The sequence below is a fragment of the Pseudomonas sp. Z1-14 genome, assembly GCF_051132005.1.
GTDB lineage: Bacteria > Pseudomonadota > Gammaproteobacteria > Pseudomonadales > Pseudomonadaceae > Aquipseudomonas.
In genome coordinates, this window is the sequence record NZ_CP071646.1 from 462348 (window position 1) to 482711 (window position 20364).

The following is a 20364-nucleotide window of genomic DNA, read 5'->3' on the forward strand; positions in this document are numbered from 1 at the left end:
GTTTTGGCAGTCACCTTAAAGCGGGTCGATGAAGTTTATGTTTCAGCGCGCTACAACGGTGTGCCGAGCAGCACATTTGCAGGGGAAAAACGTACTTGCACCGGTGAGCCGGCGTCGAGGTTTCGTTCAACCAGCTCAAGCGGGTCTGCAAGGGCACACAACGTCTGGCCGTTGGGCAAGCCGATGCGCACTTCATTGGGGCCATCCGCAGCGACCGCGATGTGCTCGATCACGCCTTGCAGACTGTTGGCCGAGCAATCGTCCGGCTGGTCGAGTGGATACAACGCCAGCCAGCCGGCCTTGATCAGGGCCACCACTTCGGTACCGAGGCCCAGCTCCAGGCGCAGCGTGCTGTCGTGGGTGATCTGCGCGTCGATGAGCAAGCCGCGCGCCAGTTCCAGGTGTATCCGGTCGTTGTGGCCCTGGGCCTGGATGCCGACGACCTTGCCATGCAGTTGGTTGCGCGCGCTGGTGCGCAACATCAGGCGGCTGAGCAGGCCCAGGTCACCGGCGTCCTCGCTCGCTTCCAGCAACTGCGCCTGCAATACCTGCAAGCGCTGATACAGACGCAGCACGCGCAGGCCTTCTTCCGACAGTTTCGCGCCACCGCCACCCTTGCCGCCAACGCTGCGCTCGACCAACGGCCGGTCCGCCAGGTTGTTCAACTCATCGATCGCATCCCAGGCCGCCTTGTAGCTCAGCCCGGCACTTTTGGCGGCCCGAGTGATGGAACCCTGCTCGGCGATGTGCTGTAACAGGGCGATGCGTTGTGGACGGCGGACGATATGTTGGCTCAGCAGCGTAGGCAATGACATGGTGCAAACCCTGTACGGGACGGATGCAGGACGTTGGCGCCTCGGCCACTGCGCGTCAAGCCGGATCACCGGGTTTCGGCGTGCGCGCCAGGCAATACACATCGACCCGCGCTGCACCGGCATCGAGCAGCAACCGGGCCAGTGCCTGGGCCGTGGCGCCGGTGGTGAGTACATCATCGACCAGCGCCAGGTGACGGTTGTTCAACACCGCACCGGGCGCTAAGGCAAAGGCCTGGCGCAGGTTCCGGCGCCGGGCCCGGGCGTCCAGGACCTGTTGGGCCGGGGTGTCCTGGACGCGCAACAGCAGGTTGTCTTCGCAAGGGATCCGTAGCGCTGCGCTGAGCCAGCGGGCCAGCAATGTCGCCTGGTTGAAGCCGCGCTGGCGCAAGCGGCGCGCCGCCAGCGGCACTGGCACCAGCGCATCGGGCTGCTCCAGGCCTTCGTCGAAATGATGCTGCAGCGATTGCGCCAGCAACTCGCCAAGCAGTCGACCGAGGGGCCATTTTGCCTGGTGCTTGAAGCGCGTAATCAGGCTGTCCACCGGAAAGTCGTAGGCCCATGGCGCCAGGACCCGCTCGAAGGCCGGAGGCCGCGCGGCGCATTGGCCGCAACGGAGCCCGGCCATGGGCAGCGGCAGGGCGCAAACGGCGCAATGCTCGCCGAGCCAGGGCAGTTCGCTTTCGCAAGGGGTGCAGATGGGTTGCAAGGTGTCGGTGGATTCGCCGCACAACAGACAGATCTGTTTGTTTTTTAACCAGATGTAAACCGGATCTTTGTATCGTGGTTGACAGCGCATGGCTCTTCCTTAAATATGCCGAACATCCGTGTCGCGCCTGTGGGTATTCCGTTCCCCAGGCGCTTGCCAAGCATAATCAAGGAAATGCCCATGAGCGCCAGCACCACTGCCAACCTGCGTCATGACTGGTCTTTGGCCGAAGTCAAAGCACTCTTTGTCCAGCCATTCAATGACCTGCTCTTCCAGGCGCAGACCGTGCACCGCGCGCACTTCGATGCCAACCGCGTCCAGGTGTCGACCCTGCTGTCGATCAAGACCGGCGCCTGCCCGGAAGATTGCAAATATTGTCCGCAGTCCGGCCACTACAACACCGGGCTGGAAAAAGAGAAGTTGCTCGAGGTGCAGAAGGTCCTTGAAGAGGCCGCGCGCGCCAAGGCCATCGGTTCGACCCGTTTCTGCATGGGCGCGGCGTGGAAACATCCGTCGGCCAAGGACATGCCCTACGTGCTGGAGATGGTCAAGGGGGTCAAGGCCATGGGCCTGGAGACCTGCATGACCCTGGGGCGTCTCGACCAGGAGCAGACCGAAGCGCTGGCCCAGGCCGGCCTGGATTATTACAACCACAACCTCGACACCTCGCCGGAGTTCTACGGCAGCATCATCACCACCCGCACCTACAGCGAGCGCCTGCAAACCCTGGCGTATGTACGTGATTCGGGGATGAAGATCTGTTCCGGCGGGATCCTGGGCATGGGCGAGTCCCTGGACGACCGCGCCAACCTGCTGATCCAGCTGGCCAACCTGCCGGAGCATCCAGAGTCGGTGCCGATCAACATGCTGGTGAAAGTCGCCGGCACGCCGCTGGAAAATGCCGAGGACATCGACCCGTTCGATTTCATCCGCATGCTCGCCGTGGCGCGCATCCTCATGCCGAAATCCCATGTGCGCTTGTCTGCTGGCCGCGAAGCCATGAACGAGCAGATGCAGGCCCTGGCGTTCTTCGCTGGCGCCAACTCGATTTTCTACGGCGACAAATTGCTGACCACCGCCAACCCGCAGGCCGACAAGGACATGCAACTGTTTGCGCGCCTGGGCATCCAGCCGGAAGCTCGCGAAGAGCATGCCGATGAAGTGCATCAGGCGGCCATCGAGCAGGCGCTGGTGGAGCAGAAGAGCAGCGAGCAGTTCTATAACGCCGCTGTTTGATTGCTCACCGATTCCCTGACTGGAATGCAAGACGCTGTGGGAGCGAGCTTGCTCGCGATGGCAATGGAACATTCAACATTTATGTCGACTGGCTCACCGCTATCGCGAGCAGGCTCGCTCCTACAAGGATCTTTGGCCAGTCTTTAAACAGTTGAGGCCTGCATGCCCTTCGATCTTGCCGCACGCCTGGCTGCCCGTCGTGCCGAAAACCTCTATCGCCAGCGTCCGCTGCTTGAAAGCCCCCAAGGCCCGGAAGTGGTGGTGGACGGCCAGCCGTTGCTGGCGTTCTGCAACAACGACTACCTGGGCCTGGCCAATCACCCGCAGGTGATCGAGGCCTGGCGTGCCGGCGCGTCGCGTTGGGGCGTCGGTGGCGGTGCGTCGCATCTGGTGATCGGCCACAGCGGCCCTCATCACGCCGTGGAAGAAGCGCTGGCCGACTTGACCGGCCGGCCCCGGGCACTGTTATTCACCACCGGCTACATGGCCAACCTTGGTGCCGTCACGGCGCTGGTCGGACAGGGCGACACGGTGTTGCAGGACCGGCTCAACCACGCGTCGTTGCTCGACGCCGGGCTGTTGTCTGGTGCCCGTTTCAGCCGTTACTTGCACAACGATGCCCAAAGCCTGGCGACCCGCCTGGAAAAAGCCATCGGCAATACCCTGGTGGTCACTGACGGCGTGTTTAGCATGGACGGCGACATCGCCGACCTGCCGGCTCTTGCCCGCGCAGCACGGGCCAAGGGCGCCTGGCTCATGGTCGACGATGCCCATGGCTTCGGCACGCTGGGTGCCACCGGCGGCGGTGTCGTCGAGCATTTCGGCCTGAGCCAGGAAGACGTACCGGTCCTGGTGGGGACGCTGGGCAAGGCGTTCGGCACCGCCGGGGCTTTTGTTGCCGGCAGCGAAGAATTGATTGAAAGCCTGATCCAGTTCGCGCGCCCCTACATCTACACCACCAGCCAGCCACCGGCGTTGGCCTGCGCCACGCTCAAGAGCCTTGAGTTGCTGCGCAGCGAGCATTGGCGGCGTGAGCATCTGCAATTGCTGATCCGCCAGTTCCGCCACGGTGCCGAGCAGATCGGCTTGCAATTGATGGACAGCTTCACGCCGATCCAGCCCATCCTGATCGGCGACGCGGGACGGGCGATGCGGCTGTCGCAGATGCTGCGCGAGCGCGGGCTGATGGTCACCGCGATCCGCCCACCCACCGTGCCGGCCGGCAGCGCTCGGCTGCGTGTGACGTTGACCGCTGCCCACAGCGAAGCCCAGGTACAACTATTGTTGAATGCACTGGCCGATTGTTTTGCGCAACTGGGAGCGGAGCCAAACCATGCGTGATCGACTGATATTGCTGCCCGGCTGGGGCTTGGGCGTTTCGCCCCTCGAACCGCTGGCGGCGGCCCTGCAAGGGCTCGATGAGCACTTGCAAGTGGAAATCGAGCCATTGCCTGCACTGGTGTCGAGCGACCTCGGTGAATGGCTCGATGAGCTGGATGCCACGTTGCCCCAGGATGCCTGGCTGGGCGGCTGGTCCCTGGGCGGGATGCTGGCCGCGGAACTGGCGGCGCGTCGGGGCGAGCGTTGCTGTGGCCTGCTGACCCTGGCGAGCAACGTGTCTTTTGTGGCCCACCAGCATTGGCCGAGCGCGATGCCCGCTGACACTTTCGATGGATTTCTCGCCGGATGCGCCGCCGATCCGCGCCAGACCCTCAAACGCTTCAGCTTGCTGTGTGCGCAAGGCTGTGGCGACCCGCGCGGATTGTCGCGATTGCTGCTGGCCGGCGCGCCGAACACCTCGCCTGAGGTATTGATGGCCGGGCTCGAGCTGCTGGCGCGACTGGACACGGGGGTTGCCTTGCAGGGTTTTCGAGGCCCGCAATTACATCTGTTTGCCGGGCTCGACGCGCTGGTGCCTGCCGAGGCTGCGGGAGAACTGCTGGCGATGCTGCCAGATGTCGAAATCGGTCTGATTGAACAGGCCGGCCACGGATTCCCACTGGAGGACCCCCACGGCGTGGCGGGGGCGATCCAGGCTTTTCTGCATGAGTCCGGTGATGACTGATTTATCTGTTGTGAAGTTGCCGGGCGCCTTGCCCGACAAACGTCAGGTCGCGGCCTCGTTCTCCAAGGCAGCGGCCAGCTATGACAGCGTTGCTGAACTGCAGCGCGACGTTGGCCAGCAATTACTGTCGCGGCTGCCCGTCTCGTTCATGCCGGGGCGCTGGTTGGACATGGGCTGTGGCACCGGTTATTTCACCCGCCTCCTCGGTGCGCGGTTCGGTGAAGCGACGGGTGTTGCGCTGGATATCGCCGAAGGCATGCTCAACCACGCCCGTCCTCAAGGCGGCGCCGCGCATTTCATCGCCGGTGATGCCGAGCGGCTGCCGTTGCAGTCGGCCAGCTGTGACCTGGTGTATTCCAGCCTCGCGGTGCAATGGTGTGGCGATTTTGCCTCGGTATTGAGCGAGGCCTATCGTGTTCTGAAACCCGGTGGGATGTTTGCCTTCACCAGCCTCTGTGTCGGCACGTTATACGAGTTGCGCGACAGCTGGCGTGAAGTGGATGGCCTGGTACACGTCAACCGTTTCCGCGCATTCGATACCTATCGACAGCTGGCCGACGCCAGCGGGTTGCGCGTCGTCAGCCTGGAGAATCGCCCGCATGTTCTGCATTATCCCGATGTACGTGCCCTGACCCACGAATTGAAAGCATTGGGTGCGCACAATCTGAATCCTGGTCGTCCCGGTGGGTTGACGGGCAGGGCGAGAATTTTCGCGCTGGTCCAGGCCTATGAAAAGTATCGCCAGGTCCAGGGCCTGCCGGCCACTTACCAGGTGGTCTACGCCGTGCTGGAGAAACCGCTATGAGCCAGGCTTATTTCATCACCGGCACCGACACGGACGTGGGCAAGACCACTGTTGCGGCGGGGCTGCTGCACGCGGCCAGGCGGGCCGGCATGAGCACCGCCGCGGGCAAGCCCGTAGCCTCTGGTTGCGCAGTGACGCCCAAGGGCCTGCGCAACGCCGATGCCTTGGCCCTGTTGGCCGAATGTTCGGTGCCATTGACTTATGCACAGGTCAATCCGGTGGCATTCGAACCGGCGATCGCACCTCACCTGGCCGCCCGGGAAGCTGGCGTGGCATTGACCGTGCAATCCTTGCTCGGGCCGATGCGCGAGGTGCTGGCCCTCGATGCGGATTTCACCTTGATCGAAGGCGCGGGCGGCTGGCGTGTGCCGCTGGCCGGGCAAGACAATCTTTCCGACCTTGCGATAGCGTTGGGTCTGCCGGTGATCCTGGTGGTGGGGGTACGCCTGGGCTGCATCAGCCACGCGTTGCTGACCGCCGAGGCTATCGCGCGGGACGGCTTGCCACTGGCCGGCTGGGTAGCAAACATCATCGATCCGGCGACGTCGCGCATGGAAGAAAACCTCGCGACCCTCGCCGAACGCCTGCCGGCGCCCTGCCTGGGCAGAGTCGCGCGAATCCAGGACGTGACGGCCGAAGCGGTGGCCGAACATCTGCAGCTGGATCTGCTGGACTGACTCTTAACCAAGGTTTTGGCTATGACGCGGCACTGTGCCATTAGTGTTTTTGTCGAGCCTTTTCCCAAGGCATCTGGTTCAATGCCCGTGTCGACCCTTCAAGAAGACCCTCCCTGCCATGGAAATCTCAGGAAACACCGCGTTCTATGCCGGTCTGAGCACGATTCAGACAGGGCAGTACCGCGTCGATCAGGCCTCCAGCCAGATTGCCAACAACACGATCGAGCGCTCGGTCACCAGCCAGTCCTCCGACGTTCAGGTGGATCGCCTGCGTTCGGTGGATCGCAGTCAGCAATCGGACCTGACCAGCAACATGGTCGAAATGGCCCAAGGCAAGTTCCAGGTGCAACTGGGGGTGAACGTTGCCAAGGCTTCCGACGAAATGCTCGGAACGTTGATCGATACGTTCGCCTGACTCTGCCGTTCAGATGTAGTGAAAACGCCGCGATTCATTCGCGGCGTTTTTGTCTCTAACTCTTTCTTCCTCAACTAATCTTTCGCTGCGCGAGCCGTGCCTCTGCTTGGCGATGGATTTTTCACGGCCGAAATTTCCTGCAGGACGATGACGAACGGCAAAAGATCGCCGCTTGACAAGGTTTGAGCGTAAACGTATGTTTCAAACAGCTGTTTGATCGCCATAACAAATCCACGCGGTCGTTCATTCCCGGTTACATCAGCAGAGGTTTATCGCTATGCCTGACTACAAGGCCCCCTTGCGTGATATTCGCTTCGTTCGTGACGAACTGCTCGGCTACGAAGCGCATTATCAGAGCCTTCCAGCGTGCCAGGAGGCAACTCCGGACATGGTTGACGCCATCCTCGAAGAAGGTGCCAAGTTCTGTGAGCAGGTGCTGGCGCCGCTGAACCGCGTGGGTGATCTCGAAGGTTGCACCTGGAGCGAGTCCGGCGTGAAAACCCCGACCGGCTTCAAGGAAGCCTACAAGCAATTTGTCGAAGGCGGCTGGCCGAGCCTGGCCCATGACGTGGCGCACGGTGGCCAGGGCCTGCCGGAATCCCTGGGCCTGGCAGTCAGCGAGATGGTCGGCGAAGCCAACTGGTCGTGGGGCATGTACCCGGGCCTGTCCCATGGCGCGATGAACACCATTTCCGAGCACGGTACCCCCGAGCAGCAAGAGGCTTACCTGACCAAGCTGGTATCCGGTGAATGGACCGGCACCATGTGCCTGACCGAACCGCACTGCGGCACTGACCTGGGCATGTTGCGCACCAAGGCCGAACCTCAGGCCGACGGCTCCTATAAAGTAACCGGCACCAAGATCTTCATCTCGGCCGGCGAACACGACATGGCCGACAACATCGTCCACATCGTGCTGGCGCGCCTGCCGGACGCACCGGCTGGCACCAAAGGTATCTCGCTGTTCATCGTTCCGAAATTCCTGCCTGAGGCCGACGGCTCCATCGGCCAGCGCAACGCGGTCAGCTGTGGCTCCCTGGAACACAAGATGGGCATCCACGGCAACGCCACCTGCGTGATGAACTTCGACGCGGCCACCGGTTTCCTGATCGGCCCGGCGAACAAAGGTCTGAACTGCATGTTCACCTTCATGAACACCGCTCGCCTGGGTACCGCGCTGCAAGGCCTGGCCCACGCCGAAATCGGTTTCCAGGGTGGCCTGAAGTACGCTCGCGACCGCCTGCAGATGCGTTCCCTGACCGGCCCGAAAGCACCGGACAAGGCCGCCGACCCGATCATCGTGCACCCTGACGTGCGTCGCATGTTGCTGACCATGAAAGCCTTCGCCGAGGGCAACCGGGCGATGGTGTACTTCACCGCCAAGCAGGTCGACATCGTCAAGTACGGCGTGGATGAAGAAGAGAAGAAGAAGGCTGACGCCCTGCTGGCGTTCATGACCCCGATCGCCAAGGCGTTCATGACCGAAGTCGGCTTCGAATCGGCCAACCACGGCGTGCAGATCTACGGCGGCCACGGCTTCATCGCCGAGTGGGGCATGGAGCAGAACGTGCGCGACAGCCGCATCTCGATGCTGTACGAAGGCACCACCGGCATCCAGGCGCTCGACCTGCTGGGCCGTAAAGTCCTGATGACCCAGGGCGAGGCGCTCAAGGGCTTCACCAAGATCGTCCACAAATTTTGCCAGGGCAACGAAGGTAACGAAGCCGTCAAGGAATTCGTCGAGCCGTTGGCTGCACTGAACAAGGAATGGGGCGAACTGACCATGAAGGTCGGCATGGCCGCCATGAAGGATCGTGAAGAAGTCGGCGCGGCCTCGGTGGATTACCTGATGTACTCCGGTTACGCCTGCCTGGCTTACTTCTGGGCCGACATGGCGCGCCTGGCTGCGGAAAAACTGGCGGCCGGCACGACCGAAGAAGCGTTCTACACCGCCAAGCTGCAGACCGCGCGCTTCTACTTCCAGCGCATCCTGCCGCGCACCCGCACCCACGTGGCGACCATGTTGTCGGGCGCCAACAACCTGATGGACATGAAAGAAGAAGACTTCGCGCTGGGCTACTAAGCCTTAAGCGTTTCTTCAAAAAGCCGCAGCTTCTTCGGGAGCAGCGGCTTTTTCATGTTTGTCATAACCCCAGTCAGGCCATCGACAAACCCGTGGCGAGGGAGCTTGCTCCCGCTGGGCTGCGAAGCGGCCCCCAAACCTGCCGAATACGGAGCATCCGACACACCGCGCCCGCCGGTTTACGACTGCTTCGCAGCCGAGCGGGAGCAAGCTCCCTCGCCACAGGGGAACCATGGCGATCCTGAAACAATATTCGTCCAACCGGACCCTAAGAAAACTTCCTGCCCTGCCGTTACAGCGATGGCAGTGTGACATCTGTCACCTCTCGCGTGCCTTACTGCTCCAGTTGCAGGCACAATGCCATCTTTGATCAGCCGGGTCGGAGCTTTACCCTTGCCGCGTCTTTCCGTAATGCGCTTCAGCCATTTCCTACCGTCGACAGTGCTTTTACTGGCGGGGCTCGCGGCTGCCTACGTCAAGGACCTGAACGTCTTCTTCACATCATTGTTCAACGTGCTTCCTACGCTGGTGTTGTTGTTGGGCGGGGCGTACTGCTCCGTTTACCGACGTCAGCGCGAACTGTTTCTGATGGTCACGGTGTACATCGCTTATTTTTTGCTGGATACCCAGACCGACTTCTATCGCGATAACGGCAAGGTGCGCGAAGACGCGGCGGTGGTGTTCCATCTGGTCTGCCTGCTGCTGCCGCTGTTGTTCGGGCTGTTCGCGGCGTGGCAGGAGCGTACGCATCTGTTCCAGGACATGGTGGCGCGTTTCGCGGTGCTGCTGGCCTTTGGTGGCGTGGCCCTGGCCCTGGAGCAAAGCTTTCCCCAGGCCCTGCTGCTGTGGCTTTCGGAAATACGCTGGCCGGCGCTGCATGGCGCCTGGATGAGCCTGATCCAATTGTCATACCCGGTGTTTGCCGCTGCGTTCGTGCTGCTGGCCTGGCAATACTGGCGTAACCCACGACCCTTGCATGCGGCGCAGCTGGTGGGGTTGGTCGGGTTGTTCTGGATGCTGCCGAAGACGTTCATCTTGCCGTTCACCCTGAACATCATGTGCAGCCAGGTGATGCTGATGATCGCCGCCGCGGTTGCTCACGAGGCCTACCAGATGGCCTTCCGCGATGAGCTCACCGGCCTGCCGGGGCGCCGGGCGCTGAATGAACGCATGCAGCGCCTGGGTCGAAACTACGTGCTGGCGATGAGCGACGTGGATCACTTCAAGAAATTCAACGACACCCACGGTCACGATGTTGGCGATCAGGTGCTGCGCCTGGTGGCCAGCAAGCTCTCGAAAATCGGTGGCGGCGGCAGGGCTTATCGTTACGGCGGCGAGGAGTTTGCGCTGGTGTTTGCCGGCAAGACCATTGATGAATGCATGCCTCATCTGGAAGTCATCCGCCAGTCCATCGAGACGTACGCCATTCAACTGCGTAATCCCGACAATCGCCCCCAGGACGATCAGCAAGGGCGCCAGCGTCGCTCCGGCAGCGGCGCCACCAGCGTATCGGTGACCGTCAGCATCGGCGTGGCCGAACGCGTGGACCAGCGTACGCCCGAGGAAGTGCTCAAGTCCGCCGACCAGGCGCTCTACAACGCCAAGGGGGCAGGGCGCAATTGTGTAATTGCCTTCGGCCAGAATCGTCGCGGCGCAGTGCGCATGGAGGCCGCCGCGGGTTGAGTGATGACGGCGCATTCAGCGTCTGGAGATTGATTGTGGGCCTTGGCGGCCGGCAGTAGGTTGGGATGATCTGCTACCGGAGAAAACCACCATGCCCGAGTACAAAGCCCCGCTGCGCGACATGCGTTTCCTGATCGACAACGTCTTTGATTTCCATGGCCGCTATGCCGAGTTGGGGGCCAGCGACGCCAGTCCGGACATGGTCAGCGCCATCCTCGAAGAAGGTGCCCGGTTCTGTGAGAACGTGCTGGCTCCGCTCAATCGTCCGGGTGACGAAGAAGGCTGCCATTTCGATAACGGCGTGGTCACTACACCTACAGGCTTCAAGCAAGCTTTCGCACAGTATGTAGAGGGCGGCTGGCAAGGCCTGGCAGCGGATCCGGCTTATGGCGGCCAAGGCCTGCCCAGCTCGCTGGGGCTGGTGATCAGCGAAATGATCGGGTCGAGCAATACCTCCTGGGGCATGTACCCCGGCCTGACCCACGGCGCCATGTCGGCCATCCACGCTCACGGCACCGAACAGCAGAAACAGACCTACCTCAACAAACTCACCGCCGGCCAGTGGACCGGCACCATGTGCCTGACCGAAGCCCACTGCGGCACTGACCTGGGCATCATCAAGACCCGCGCCGTGCCTCAGGCGGATGGCAGTTACGCGGTGACCGGCAGCAAGATCTTCATCAGCGCCGGCGAGCACGACATGAGCGACAACATCATTCACCTGGTGCTCGCCAAATTGCCGGATGCTCCCGCCGGGACCAAAGGCATCTCGTTGTTCATCGTGCCCAAGTTCCTGCCCGATGCAGCGGGCGAGGCCGGTGAGCGCAATGGTGTTTCCTGCGGTTCGATCGAGCACAAGATGGGCATCAAGGCGTCGGCCACGTGCGTGCTGAACTTCGATGGGGCCAAGGGTTTCCTGATCGGCGAACCGAACAAGGGCCTCAACTGCATGTTCACCATGATGAACCATGCCCGCCTCGGCACCGGCATGCAGGGCCTCTGCCTCGGCGAAGCGAGCTTCCAGGGTGCGATCAAATACGCCAACGATCGCCTGCAGATGCGCTCTTTGACCGGCCCGAAGGCGCCGGAAAAAGTCGCCGACCCGATCATCGTCCATCCCGATGTACGCCGGATGCTGCTGACCATGAAAGCCTTCAACGAAGGCAACCGGGCGCTGACGTATTTCACCGCGCAACTGCTCGATACCGCGCATTTGAGCCGCGACGAAAGCGCCCGCCAGGAAGCCGAAGACCTGCTGGCCTTCCTCACCCCGATCTGCAAGGCCTTCATGACCGACACGGGTTTGGAAGTGACCAACCATGGCATGCAGGTCTTTGGTGGTCATGGCTTCATTCGTGAGTGGGGCATGGAGCAGCTGGTACGTGATTGCCGGATCGCGCCGATCTATGAAGGCACCAACGGCATCCAGGCCCTGGACCTGCTGGGGCGCAAGGTGCTGGGTAGCCAGGGCAAGTTGCTGCGCGGTTTCACCAGAATCGTTCACAAATTCTGCGCTGCCAATGCCGCGCATCCGCAGCTTCAGGCTTTCATTGCGCAACTGGACGGGCTCAACCAGCAATGGGGCGAACTGACGACGCAGGTCGGCATGGCCGCCATGAAAAATCCGGATGAGGTGGGCGCCGCTTCGGTGGATTACCTGATGTACAGCGGCTATATCATTCTGGCCTACCTGTGGTTGCGCATGGCGTTGGTGGCCCAGGCGCAACTCGACAGCGGCACTGGAGAAAGCGATTTCTGCCGGGCCAAGCTGGCGACGTGCGAGTTTTACTTCAAGCGCCTGCTGCCGCGTACGGCCGCCCATCGGGCTGCTATAGAGGCAGGGAGCGATTGCCTGATGAGGTTGCCGGCGGAGTTGTTTGCGCTTTGACAGGCTGAAACATTTCTCAGTGGCGAGGGAGCTCGCTCCCGCTGGGGTGCGCAGCAGCCCTTCTAGTGAGCGCTGCGCACTCAAGCGGGAGCAAGCTCCCTCGCCACGGAAAAACAGAGCTTCGAGGTTGACTAAAAATAACAAAACAGTCACAGGTTGACCCTATGTGTCTCAAAAGTTGTTGAGGTACACTCTGGGCCATTGCGAGAACGCTTTCCTACGAACCAATTGTTTAGATCCTGCGAGGTTTGCCATGGCTGACTATAAAGCGCCCCTGCGCGATATGCGCTTCGTCCTCAATGAAGTGTTCGAGGTCGCGAAACTCTGGGCTCAACTGCCGGCGTTGGCCGAAACCGTAGACGCTGAAACCGTCGAAGCGATCCTCGAAGAGGCGGGCAAGGTCACCGGTAAAAGCATCGCGCCCCTCAGCCGTGCAGCTGACGAAGAGGGCTGCCACTGGGCTGACGGCGCCGTGACCACCCCGGCGGGTTTCCCTGAGGCCTACAGGACCTTCGCTGAAGGCGGTTGGGTCGGCGTCGGCGGTGATCCAACGTACGGTGGCATGGGCATGCCCAAGGCGGTTTCGGCCCAGGTCGAGGAAATGGTCAACTCCGCCAGCCTGTCCTTCGGTCTGTACCCGATGCTTACCGCAGGAGCCTGCCTGTCGATCAACGCCCACGCCAGCGAGGAATTGAAAGCCGCGTACCTGCCAAACATGTACGCCGGCGTCTGGGCCGGCTCCATGTGCCTGACCGAGCCCCATGCCGGCACCGACCTGGGGATTATCCGGACCAAGGCTGAGCCCCAGGCTGACGGCACCTACAAGGTCAGCGGCACGAAGATTTTCATCACCGGCGGCGAACACGATCTCACCGAAAATATCATTCACCTGGTGCTGGCGAAGCTCCCCGACGCACCGGCGGGTCCGAAGGGCATTTCGCTGTTCCTGGTGCCGAAATTCATGGTCAACGCCGACGGCAGCCTGGGTGCACGCAACGCGGCCAACTGCGGTTCGATCGAACACAAGATGGGCATCCAGGCGTCCGCCACCTGCGTGATGAACTTCGACGAAGCAGTGGGTTACCTGGTCGGCGAGCCGAACAAAGGCCTGGCGGCGATGTTCACCATGATGAATTACGAACGCCTGGGCGTGGGGATCCAGGGCCTGGCCTCCGGCGAGCGTTCGTACCAGAACGCTGTCGAGTACGCCCGTGATCGCCTGCAAAGCCGTTCGCCAAGCGGCGCGCAAAACAAGGACAAGATCGCCGACCCGATCATCGTCCACCCGGATGTGCGCCGGATGTTGCTGACCATGAAAGCGTCGAACGAAGGTGGCCGGGCATTCTCCACCTACGTGGCGATGCAACTGGACACCGCCAAGTTCAGCGAAGACCCGACGACTCGCAAGCGCGCCGAAGATCTGGTGGCCTTGCTGACGCCGGTTGCCAAGGCATTCCTGACCGACCTGGGCCTGGAAACCACCATTCACGGCCAGCAGATTTTCGGCGGCCACGGCTACATTCGCGAATGGGGCCAGGAGCAGTTGGTGCGCGACGTGCGCATCACCCAGATCTACGAAGGCACCAACGGCATCCAGGCACTGGACCTGGTGGGGCGCAAGATCGTCGGCAACGGCGGGGCGTTCTACAAACTGTTCGCCGACGAGATTCGTCATTTCACCGCTACCGCTGGCAGCGATCTGGCGGAGTTCACCCAGCCGTTGAACGATGCCGTCGGCACGCTGGACGAGCTGACCGAGTGGCTGCTGGACCGGGCGAAAAACAATCCCCATGAAATTGGCGCGGCTTCGGTGGAGTACCTGCAGGCGTTCGGCTACACCGCGTATGCCTACATGTGGGCGCTCATGGCCCGGGCGGCCCTGGGCAAGGAAACGCAGGACGATTTCTACGCGAGCAAGCTGGGCACGGCACGTTTCTATTTCGCCCGCCTGTTGCCACGAATCCATTCCTTGAGCGCTTCGGTTAGGGCGGGTAGCGAGTCGCTGTTCCTGCTGGAACCCGGTCAGTTCTAAAAGAAGACGTTATGTAAGAAAAAGCTTACATGACGTGCTGGCGATTTCCCTCTATCGGCCGATTGGATCCACGGCTAATCTAGCTTCCATGGACGTAGCGCAGGACGCGCAAAGTTACAACACGGACACGTAGGATTCTGCCAGGAAGGCGGAGTGAAATGGATGTCAGGGAAACAGTCTGCAAAGCCCCGCTTCGGCGGGGTTTTCTTTTGCCCGCGTTTTTTTGCCTGCGTATCTTCTCCCTGCGGCCCGCCTCTTTGGACGCGCACTGAACCCTGACGAGCGGTCAGCTGTCCATGAGCTATATGGCAATGTGGCCATCGACCATCAGGAGCTGTCCATGGATATCATTCGAATCATCATCGCCATTCTGTTGCCACCGCTGGGTGTGTTCCTGCAAGTCGGGTTCGGCGGGGCTTTCTGGCTGAACATTCTGCTGACGCTGTTGGGTTATATCCCCGGCATCGTGCATGCGGTGTACATCATCGCCAAGCGTTGAAGTTAATGTAATGACTACGACCTCTGTGGCGAGGGAGCTTGCTCCCGCTCGATTGCGCAGCAATCGCAAAAGCCTGGGGCCGCTCCGCGACCCAGCGGGAGCAAGCTCCCTCGCCACAAGTACTTGCCGCTTCTAGAGGCGAGCATCCATCACCCTGCGATAGAACAACCACTCATGCTCCAGCGCGTGTGCCTGGTTCGCGGCCTTGCGAAAGCCATGGCGCTCATCAGGGTAGTAATGAGCCTCGACCGCAACACCGTTGTCCTCCAACGCCTTGACCATGTCGCGGGTCTGCTGCGGCACGACCACGGCGTCCAGTTCGCCTTGGAAAAAAATCACCGGCGCGCGAATCCTCTCGGCATGCAGTAACGGGGTGCGGGCCCGGTAGCGTTCGGCGTCCAGTTGCGGGTCGCCGATCAGCCAGTCCAGATAGTCACCTTCGAATTTGTGCGTAGCGCGGGCCAGGGCAACGGGATCGCTGACGCCGTAGAGGCTGGCGCCAGCGCGGAACACGTCCCGGAACGCCAGGGCGCAGAGGCTGGTATAGCCTCCCGCGCTGCCGCCACGGATGAAGGCGCAGCGGCCATCGACCAAGCCTTGCTCATCCAGATAAGCAACCACGGCGCAGGCATCCTCGACATCCACCACGCCCCAACTCAAATGCAGCGCTTGCCGATAGGCGCGGCCATAACCGCTGCTGCCACGGTAGTTGAGGTCGGCAACGGCGAAGCCGCGCTGGGTCCAATACTGGATGCGCGGGTCGAACATCGGGTAGCAAGCCGAAGTGGGCCCGCCGTGAACGAACACCACCAGCGGCGGTTTCGCGTCGGTGTTCATGGCGGGATAAAAAAACCCGTGGGCTTCGCTGGACGCAGAGGGATAGCGCAGAGTCCGGGGGCGGCTGATTTGCTCGGGAGGCAACGGCGCGATGCCTCCGGCCAGCACCAGCGCTTCATGACTGCGCCGCTCGATCGCAATGACCGCCGAGGGGCTGGCTGGCGAGGCGGCAATGGCATAGATGAATTGCTCATCCAGCGCGAGGCTGCGGAAGCGGCTGTAAGTGCCGGTGAAATCTTCGAGCACGCCGCCGCTGCGCAGCCCCAACCGCCCGAAGCCGGCCTCGGTCCAGCTTGCCAGGTAAGTGCTTTCATCCACCGGCAACCATGTACACCCGCCCAGTTGCCAAGGCGCCGGGGCGTGATCGGCTTCGGCGGCGTCCATTGGCTTCAGGACGCCGGCGCGTTCACTCCAGGGCTGCCAGTAACCGTCTCGGTCGGTCAGGCAATAAAGGCGACTGCAAGCATCGAAGCGAGGTTGCTGGATGGACTCTCCGCCATCATCGCCGGCCACGCAGCATGGCGCTGCCCAGGTTGAGTCGTTGCGCTCGGCGAGCATCAGCCGCGTCGCTGTCCATGGCTGGTGGGGGCGACTCCATTCAATCCAGGCGAGACGTTTTCCGTCGGGGCTCAAGATCGGCGCGGCATAGAAGTCCGCGCCTTCGGCCAATACACGGCGTTGGTGATCCGCCAGCCCGATCGATACCAATCGATGCTGGTCGGCCTGTTCCTCCACGGCCAGCACGTGCCCTGTGGCGAAGTGCAGATCGCCGTATCGACAATCGCCCGCGGTCAGCGCCACCGGGCGCTGGTCGCCCAGCGATTGGTGATACAGCTGTTGGTCGCTTTCGTTGACGAACAGCACGCCGTCGTCGCTCAGACAGAACGACCCGCCGCCGTATTCGTACACCCGGCTGCGCACACTGAAACCGTCCGGGGTCAGGCAACGCGCCTTGCCGTCTCGCCAATGCCAGATCCGGCAAGCGCCATCTTCGGGGCGGTATTCGTTCCAGAAAAGACCCTGGGGGCCGAGTTGCAGTTCGGCAAAGTCGACGCCTGCCGCGACGGCCTGGGCGGCGCTGAAAGGTTCAGCCTTTAACGATGAGGCGCGAGTTTCGTTCATTGCGAAAGGCCAGTTGTTCAATGGTTTGCGTGGCATGCTCGGCGTCTTCGCGAGCCTGGAGAATCATCCCGTGGTGCGCGGATTTGCTGCACACCGGATCGGCATTGCTGGCGTCACCGGTGAGCATGAACGCCTGGCAACGACAGCCGCCGAAATCCTTTTCTTTTTCATCGCACGAGCGGCAGGGCTCGGGCATCCAGTCATAACCTCGAAAACGGTTGAAGCCGAACGAGTCGTACCAGATGTGTTGCATGCTGTGGTCACGCACATTCGGGAACTGCACCGGCATCTGCCGGGCGCCATGGCAAGGCAATGCCGTGCCATCCGGGGTAACGGTCAGGAAGATGCTGCCCCAGCCGTTCATGCAGGCCTTGGGACGCTCTTCGTAGTAATCCGGGGTCACGAAGATCAACTTGCACGGGTTACCTTCGGCCTCGAGCCTGGCCCGGTATTCATTGGTGATGCGCTCGGCACGCACCAGTTGTTCCCGCGTGGGCAGCAGGCCGACGCGGTTGAGGTGTGCCCAGCCATAGAACTGGCACGTGGCGAGTTCGACAAAGTCCGCCTCCAGGGCGATGCACAGCTCGATGATGCGGTCGATCTTATCGATGTTGTGCCGATGGGTGACGAAGTTCAGCACCATCGGATAACCATGAGCTTTCACCGCTCGGGCCATCTCCAGTTTTTGCGCGAAAGCTTTTTTCGAACCGGCCAGCAGATTGTTCACCTGCTCGTCGCTGGCCTGGAAACTGATCTGGATGTGGTCGAGGCCGGCCTTCTTGAAATCGCTGATTTTCTGTTCGGTCAAGCCGATGCCGGAGGTGATCAGATTGGTGTAGAAGCCTAGCTTGCGCGCCTCGCCGATCAGCTCGGCGAGGTCCTGGCGCACCAACGGCTCGCCGCCGGAAAAGCCCAGTTGCGCGGCGCCCATTTCCCGGGCCTCGCGAAAGACCTTGAACCACTGCTCGGTGCTCAGCTCTTTGCCTTGCTCGGCAAAGTCCAGCGGGTTGGAGCAGTACGGGCATTGCAACGGGCAGCGATAGGTCAGCTCGGCCAGCAGCCACAGCGGCAAGCCGACGGCGGGCTTCTCAGGCAAGGGTGATCCAGTGCTGTGCACGGGCGACCTCCATGAATTGCTCGATGTCGTCACCGAGTTCCGGCACGTCCGGGAATTGCTTCTCCAGCTCGCCGATAATCGCCGCGACATCCCGTTCACCATCGATCAGGCCGCCGATCAGCGAAGCGCTGTCGTTGAGCTTGATCATGCCTTCAGGATAAAGCAGCACATGGCCTTTCTGGGCCGGTTCGTATTGGAAGCGATAGCCGGGACGCCACTGAGGGGTTTTGCTGCGGTCGAATCTCATAAGGTAATCCCTTTATGCCACACCCGTTGATCGGTCACGCTGTGATAGGGCGGGCGTTTTAATTCGTAAGCCATGCTCATGGCGTCGAGCATGCTCCAGAGAATGTCCAATTTGAACTGGAGAATTTCCAGCATGCGCTCCTGGCCTGCGCGGGTGGTGTAGTGCTGCAGGGTGATCGCGAGACCATGCTCCACATCACGCCGAGCCTGGCCCAGGCGGGTGCGGAAATATTCATAGCCGGCCGGGTCGATCCAGGGGTAGTGCTGCGGCCAGCTGTCCAGGCGCGATTGGTGGATCTGCGGGGCGAACAGTTCGGTCAATGAGCTGCTGGCGGCTTCCTGCCAGGAGGCCCGGCGGGCGAAGTTGACGTAGGCATCCACGGCGAAGCGTACGCCGGGTAGCACCAACTCTTGGGAGCGCAGCTGATCGGGGTCCAGGCCCACTGCCTGGCCCAGTCGCAGCCAGGCTTCGATGCCGCCGTCTTCGCCGGGGGCACCGTCATGGTCGAGCAGGCGCTGGATCCACTCGCGACGGATTTCCCGGTCCGGGCAGTTGGCCAGGATCGCGGCGTCCTTGAGCGGAATATTCACTTGGTAGTAGAAGCGGTTCGCGACCCAGCCCTGGATCTGCTCGCGCGTGGCACGGCCTTCATACATCGCCACGTGGTAGGGGTGATGGATGTGGTAGTACGCGCCTTTGGCACGCAGGGCCGCCTCGAACTCGGCGATGGACAGGGGGGTGTCAGTCATTTCGGTTCTCCGGAGAATAACCGTTGGGTTTCGTGGCGTCGGGGCTGGCCCTATCGCGAGCAAGCTCGCTCCCACACTGGTTTTGCTGCGGATCAGATATCCGATACCACTCAGGCCACTGTGGGAGCGAGCTTGCTCGCGAAGACGGCCTGTCAGCCAATACAAGCATTGGCTCGCTCCCGGTTATCAGACCTTCCTACAGTTCGATGCTCATGCCGTCGTAAGCCACTTCAATCCTGCGTCGCACCAGCTCGGCCCGCTCGGGCGAATCTTCGTCCAGGATCGGGTTGGTGTTGTTGATATGGATGAGCACCTTGCGCTGCTTGGGCAGTTGCTCCAGTACTTCGAGCATGCCGCCAGGGCCATTCTGCGCCAGGTGACCCATCTCCCGACCGGTGCGAGTGCCGACGCCACGGCGTTGCATTTCGTCGTCGTCCCACATCGTGCCGTCCACCAGCAGGCAGTCGCTGTCGGCCATGATCTGCAGCAACGGTTCGTCGACCTTGCCCAGGCCCGGCGCATAGAACAGTTTGCCGCCGCTGCGCAGGTCTTCAACGATCAGCCCGATGTTGTCGCCCGGATGCGGGTCGAAGCGGTGCGGTGAATAGGGCGGCGCGGCGCTGCGCAGCGGCAGCGGGGTGAAGCGCAGGTCCGGGCAGGCCGGGACGGTGAAGCTCTGGTCCAGCTCGATGCGGTTCCAGCTCAGGCCGCCGTTCCAGTGGGTCAGCATGTTGAACAGCGGGAAACCGGTGCTCAGGTCTTCATGGACCATGTCGGTGCACCAGACCTGATGCGGGCAGCCTTCGCGCAGGCTGAGCAGGCCGGTGGTGTGATCGATCTGGCTGTCCATCAGGATGATCGCGCCGATGCCGGTGTCCCGTAGCGCCCGGCCAGGCTGCATCGGGGCGAAACCCTGGAGTTGCGCGCGGATGTCCGGCGAGGCGTTGCACAGGACCCAGCTCACGCCATCATCGGAAATTGCAATGGACGACTGGGTGCGCGCCTGCGCTCGGAGGCTGCCGTCGCGAAAACCCGCGCAATTGGCGCAGTTGCAGTTCCACTGGGGAAAGCCCCCACCGGCGGCGGAACCTAGAATCTGGACGAACATGCTCGCTCCATCTGCAAACCGAAATAAAAACGCCCCGGATGGCCGAGGCGTTGTGTCGCGTACTAACTGCCTGCAATCATCAACGGCTGGCGAAGTACATGGTGACTTCGAAGCCGATACGCAGATCGATATATGCGGGTTTGGACCAGGACATGGGAATACTCCTTTGGTTGGGGTGGATCGGTTTAAAGCTATACATATAGTCCACCTCCGTTCGGAGATGTTCAGATGCTCAAGTGACTATGTTACTAAATCTGACAATTTGGTTCGCTGCGATTCT

General features: G+C 61.8%; 20 protein-coding genes. 11 read left to right on the top strand and 9 right to left on the bottom strand.

Annotated elements, in window-relative coordinates:
- Positions 1-50: 50 nt before the first annotated feature.
- Together J3P89_RS02165 and J3P89_RS02170 are read right to left on the bottom strand one after the other, a co-directional pair.
- Positions 51-815: a TOBE domain-containing protein gene (locus tag J3P89_RS02165; RefSeq protein WP_434696608.1), complete on the bottom strand. Its 765-nt coding sequence runs from the start codon at positions 813-815 to the stop codon at positions 51-53.
- A gap of 55 nt (positions 816-870) precedes the next feature.
- Positions 871-1611 carry a ComF family protein gene (locus J3P89_RS02170; RefSeq protein ID WP_434696609.1) on the bottom strand — a complete coding sequence of 247 codons (741 nt, stop codon included), beginning with the start codon at positions 1609-1611 and terminating at the stop codon, positions 871-873.
- Positions 1612-1701: 90 nt separating this feature from the next.
- Here J3P89_RS02170 and bioB point away from each other — a divergent pair, with 90 nt between their 5' ends.
- From bioB to J3P89_RS02200, 6 genes are all read left to right on the top strand, one after another.
- Complete coding sequence (gene bioB, locus J3P89_RS02175; RefSeq protein WP_434627635.1) at positions 1702-2757, top strand: biotin synthase BioB; 1056 nt, start codon at positions 1702-1704, stop codon at positions 2755-2757.
- Positions 2758-2919: 162 nt separating this feature from the next.
- Positions 2920-4098 carry an 8-amino-7-oxononanoate synthase gene (bioF, locus tag J3P89_RS02180; RefSeq protein ID WP_434696611.1) on the top strand — a complete coding sequence of 393 codons (1179 nt, stop codon included), beginning with the start codon at positions 2920-2922 and terminating at the stop codon, positions 4096-4098.
- On the top strand, positions 4091-4822 hold the full coding sequence (locus tag J3P89_RS02185; protein ID WP_434602029.1) for an alpha/beta fold hydrolase: 732 nt from the start codon (positions 4091-4093) through the stop codon (positions 4820-4822). Before bioF ends, J3P89_RS02185 begins: the two co-directional genes overlap by 8 nt.
- Complete coding sequence (gene bioC / locus J3P89_RS02190) at positions 4815-5627, top strand: malonyl-ACP O-methyltransferase BioC (protein WP_434696612.1); 813 nt, start codon at positions 4815-4817, stop codon at positions 5625-5627. The genes J3P89_RS02185 and bioC overlap by 8 nt, the downstream gene beginning before the upstream one ends.
- Positions 5624-6304, top strand: a complete 681-nt coding sequence (bioD, locus tag J3P89_RS02195) for a dethiobiotin synthase (RefSeq protein WP_434696613.1) — start codon at positions 5624-5626, stop codon at positions 6302-6304. Before bioC ends, bioD begins: the two co-directional genes overlap by 4 nt.
- 118 nt (positions 6305-6422) lie before the next feature.
- Entirely contained in the window at positions 6423-6719 is a 297-nt protein-coding gene (locus J3P89_RS02200) for a pyrroloquinoline quinone biosynthesis protein PqqE (protein WP_305498355.1), read from the top strand.
- 74 nt (positions 6720-6793) lie between these two features.
- Here J3P89_RS02200 and J3P89_RS02205 read toward each other — a convergent pair whose 3' ends face one another.
- Positions 6794-6943 (bottom strand): hypothetical protein, encoded by a 150-nt coding sequence (locus tag J3P89_RS02205; protein ID WP_434696614.1) that lies wholly within the window; start codon positions 6941-6943, stop codon positions 6794-6796.
- A gap of 53 nt (positions 6944-6996) precedes the next feature.
- Here J3P89_RS02205 and J3P89_RS02210 point away from each other — a divergent pair, with 53 nt between their 5' ends.
- The 5 genes from J3P89_RS02210 (at position 6997) to J3P89_RS02230 (ending at position 14904) form a co-directional block, all read left to right on the top strand.
- The gene (locus tag J3P89_RS02210; RefSeq protein ID WP_434571371.1) at positions 6997-8802 is read left to right on the top strand and encodes a phenylacyl-CoA dehydrogenase; all 1806 of its coding nucleotides are present in this window, start codon (positions 6997-6999) and stop codon (positions 8800-8802) included.
- Between the two features lie 393 nt (positions 8803-9195).
- Positions 9196-10485 carry a GGDEF domain-containing protein gene (locus J3P89_RS02215; RefSeq protein WP_305498358.1) on the top strand — a complete coding sequence of 430 codons (1290 nt, stop codon included), beginning with the start codon at positions 9196-9198 and terminating at the stop codon, positions 10483-10485.
- 91 nt (positions 10486-10576) lie between these two features.
- Positions 10577-12373, top strand: a complete 1797-nt coding sequence (locus J3P89_RS02220) for an acyl-CoA dehydrogenase C-terminal domain-containing protein (protein WP_434696615.1) — start codon at positions 10577-10579, stop codon at positions 12371-12373.
- A gap of 253 nt (positions 12374-12626) precedes the next feature.
- Complete coding sequence (locus J3P89_RS02225; protein WP_434696616.1) at positions 12627-14405, top strand: acyl-CoA dehydrogenase C-terminal domain-containing protein; 1779 nt, start codon at positions 12627-12629, stop codon at positions 14403-14405.
- 340 nt (positions 14406-14745) lie between these two features.
- A complete protein-coding gene (locus J3P89_RS02230; protein WP_038436734.1) occupies positions 14746-14904 on the top strand; it encodes a YqaE/Pmp3 family membrane protein in 159 nt (52 codons plus the stop codon).
- A gap of 132 nt (positions 14905-15036) precedes the next feature.
- On the opposite strand, the gene J3P89_RS02235 is transcribed toward J3P89_RS02230, so the two are convergent.
- The 6 genes from J3P89_RS02235 to pqqA all read right to left on the bottom strand — a co-directional run bounded on the left by J3P89_RS02235 (position 15037) and on the right by pqqA (position 20238).
- Positions 15037-16863, bottom strand: a complete 1827-nt coding sequence (locus J3P89_RS02235) for an alpha/beta hydrolase family protein (protein ID WP_434696617.1) — start codon at positions 16861-16863, stop codon at positions 15037-15039.
- Positions 16829-17959, bottom strand: a complete 1131-nt coding sequence (gene pqqE / locus J3P89_RS02240; protein WP_370871052.1) for a pyrroloquinoline quinone biosynthesis protein PqqE — start codon at positions 17957-17959, stop codon at positions 16829-16831. The genes J3P89_RS02235 and pqqE overlap by 35 nt, the downstream gene beginning before the upstream one ends.
- A complete protein-coding gene (gene pqqD, locus J3P89_RS02245; protein WP_434696619.1) occupies positions 17952-18227 on the bottom strand; it encodes a pyrroloquinoline quinone biosynthesis peptide chaperone PqqD in 276 nt (91 codons plus the stop codon). The genes pqqE and pqqD overlap by 8 nt, the downstream gene beginning before the upstream one ends.
- A complete protein-coding gene (gene pqqC, locus J3P89_RS02250; RefSeq protein WP_434571381.1) occupies positions 18224-18976 on the bottom strand; it encodes a pyrroloquinoline-quinone synthase PqqC in 753 nt (250 codons plus the stop codon). The genes pqqD and pqqC overlap by 4 nt, the downstream gene beginning before the upstream one ends.
- 196 nt (positions 18977-19172) lie before the next feature.
- Positions 19173-20084 (bottom strand): pyrroloquinoline quinone biosynthesis protein PqqB, encoded by a 912-nt coding sequence (gene pqqB / locus J3P89_RS02255; RefSeq protein ID WP_434696620.1) that lies wholly within the window; start codon positions 20082-20084, stop codon positions 19173-19175.
- Between the two features lie 79 nt (positions 20085-20163).
- Entirely contained in the window at positions 20164-20238 is a 75-nt protein-coding gene (gene pqqA, locus J3P89_RS02260) for a pyrroloquinoline quinone precursor peptide PqqA (protein WP_003177660.1), read from the bottom strand.
- Between the last annotated feature and the right edge of the window lie 126 nt (positions 20239-20364).

What these genes read in the sequence shown, in the direction of transcription:
- bioC (WP_434696612.1), top strand. Translation starts at nt 4,815, where the DNA reads ATGACTGATTTATCTGTTGTGAAGTTGCCGGGCGCCTTGCCCGACAAA.
- pqqD (WP_434696619.1), bottom strand. Translation starts at nt 18,227, where the DNA reads ATGAGATTCGACCGCAGCAAAACCCCTCAGTGGCGTCCCGGCTATCGC.
- bioD (WP_434696613.1), top strand. Translation starts at nt 5,624, where the DNA reads ATGAGCCAGGCTTATTTCATCACCGGCACCGACACGGACGTGGGCAAG.
- J3P89_RS02210 (WP_434571371.1), top strand. Translation starts at nt 6,997, where the DNA reads ATGCCTGACTACAAGGCCCCCTTGCGTGATATTCGCTTCGTTCGTGAC.
- J3P89_RS02170 (WP_434696609.1), bottom strand. Translation starts at nt 1,611, where the DNA reads ATGCGCTGTCAACCACGATACAAAGATCCGGTTTACATCTGGTTAAAA.
- J3P89_RS02205 (WP_434696614.1), bottom strand. Translation starts at nt 6,943, where the DNA reads ATGGCGATCAAACAGCTGTTTGAAACATACGTTTACGCTCAAACCTTG.
- J3P89_RS02200 (WP_305498355.1), top strand. Translation starts at nt 6,423, where the DNA reads ATGGAAATCTCAGGAAACACCGCGTTCTATGCCGGTCTGAGCACGATT.
- bioF (WP_434696611.1), top strand. Translation starts at nt 2,920, where the DNA reads ATGCCCTTCGATCTTGCCGCACGCCTGGCTGCCCGTCGTGCCGAAAAC.
- J3P89_RS02185 (WP_434602029.1), top strand. Translation starts at nt 4,091, where the DNA reads ATGCGTGATCGACTGATATTGCTGCCCGGCTGGGGCTTGGGCGTTTCG.
- J3P89_RS02235 (WP_434696617.1), bottom strand. Translation starts at nt 16,863, where the DNA reads ATGAACGAAACTCGCGCCTCATCGTTAAAGGCTGAACCTTTCAGCGCC.
- pqqB (WP_434696620.1), bottom strand. Translation starts at nt 20,084, where the DNA reads ATGTTCGTCCAGATTCTAGGTTCCGCCGCCGGTGGGGGCTTTCCCCAG.
- bioB (WP_434627635.1), top strand. Translation starts at nt 1,702, where the DNA reads ATGAGCGCCAGCACCACTGCCAACCTGCGTCATGACTGGTCTTTGGCC.
- J3P89_RS02165 (WP_434696608.1), bottom strand. Translation starts at nt 815, where the DNA reads ATGTCATTGCCTACGCTGCTGAGCCAACATATCGTCCGCCGTCCACAA.
- J3P89_RS02225 (WP_434696616.1), top strand. Translation starts at nt 12,627, where the DNA reads ATGGCTGACTATAAAGCGCCCCTGCGCGATATGCGCTTCGTCCTCAAT.
- pqqC (WP_434571381.1), bottom strand. Translation starts at nt 18,976, where the DNA reads ATGACTGACACCCCCCTGTCCATCGCCGAGTTCGAGGCGGCCCTGCGT.
- J3P89_RS02230 (WP_038436734.1), top strand. Translation starts at nt 14,746, where the DNA reads ATGGATATCATTCGAATCATCATCGCCATTCTGTTGCCACCGCTGGGT.
- J3P89_RS02220 (WP_434696615.1), top strand. Translation starts at nt 10,577, where the DNA reads ATGCCCGAGTACAAAGCCCCGCTGCGCGACATGCGTTTCCTGATCGAC.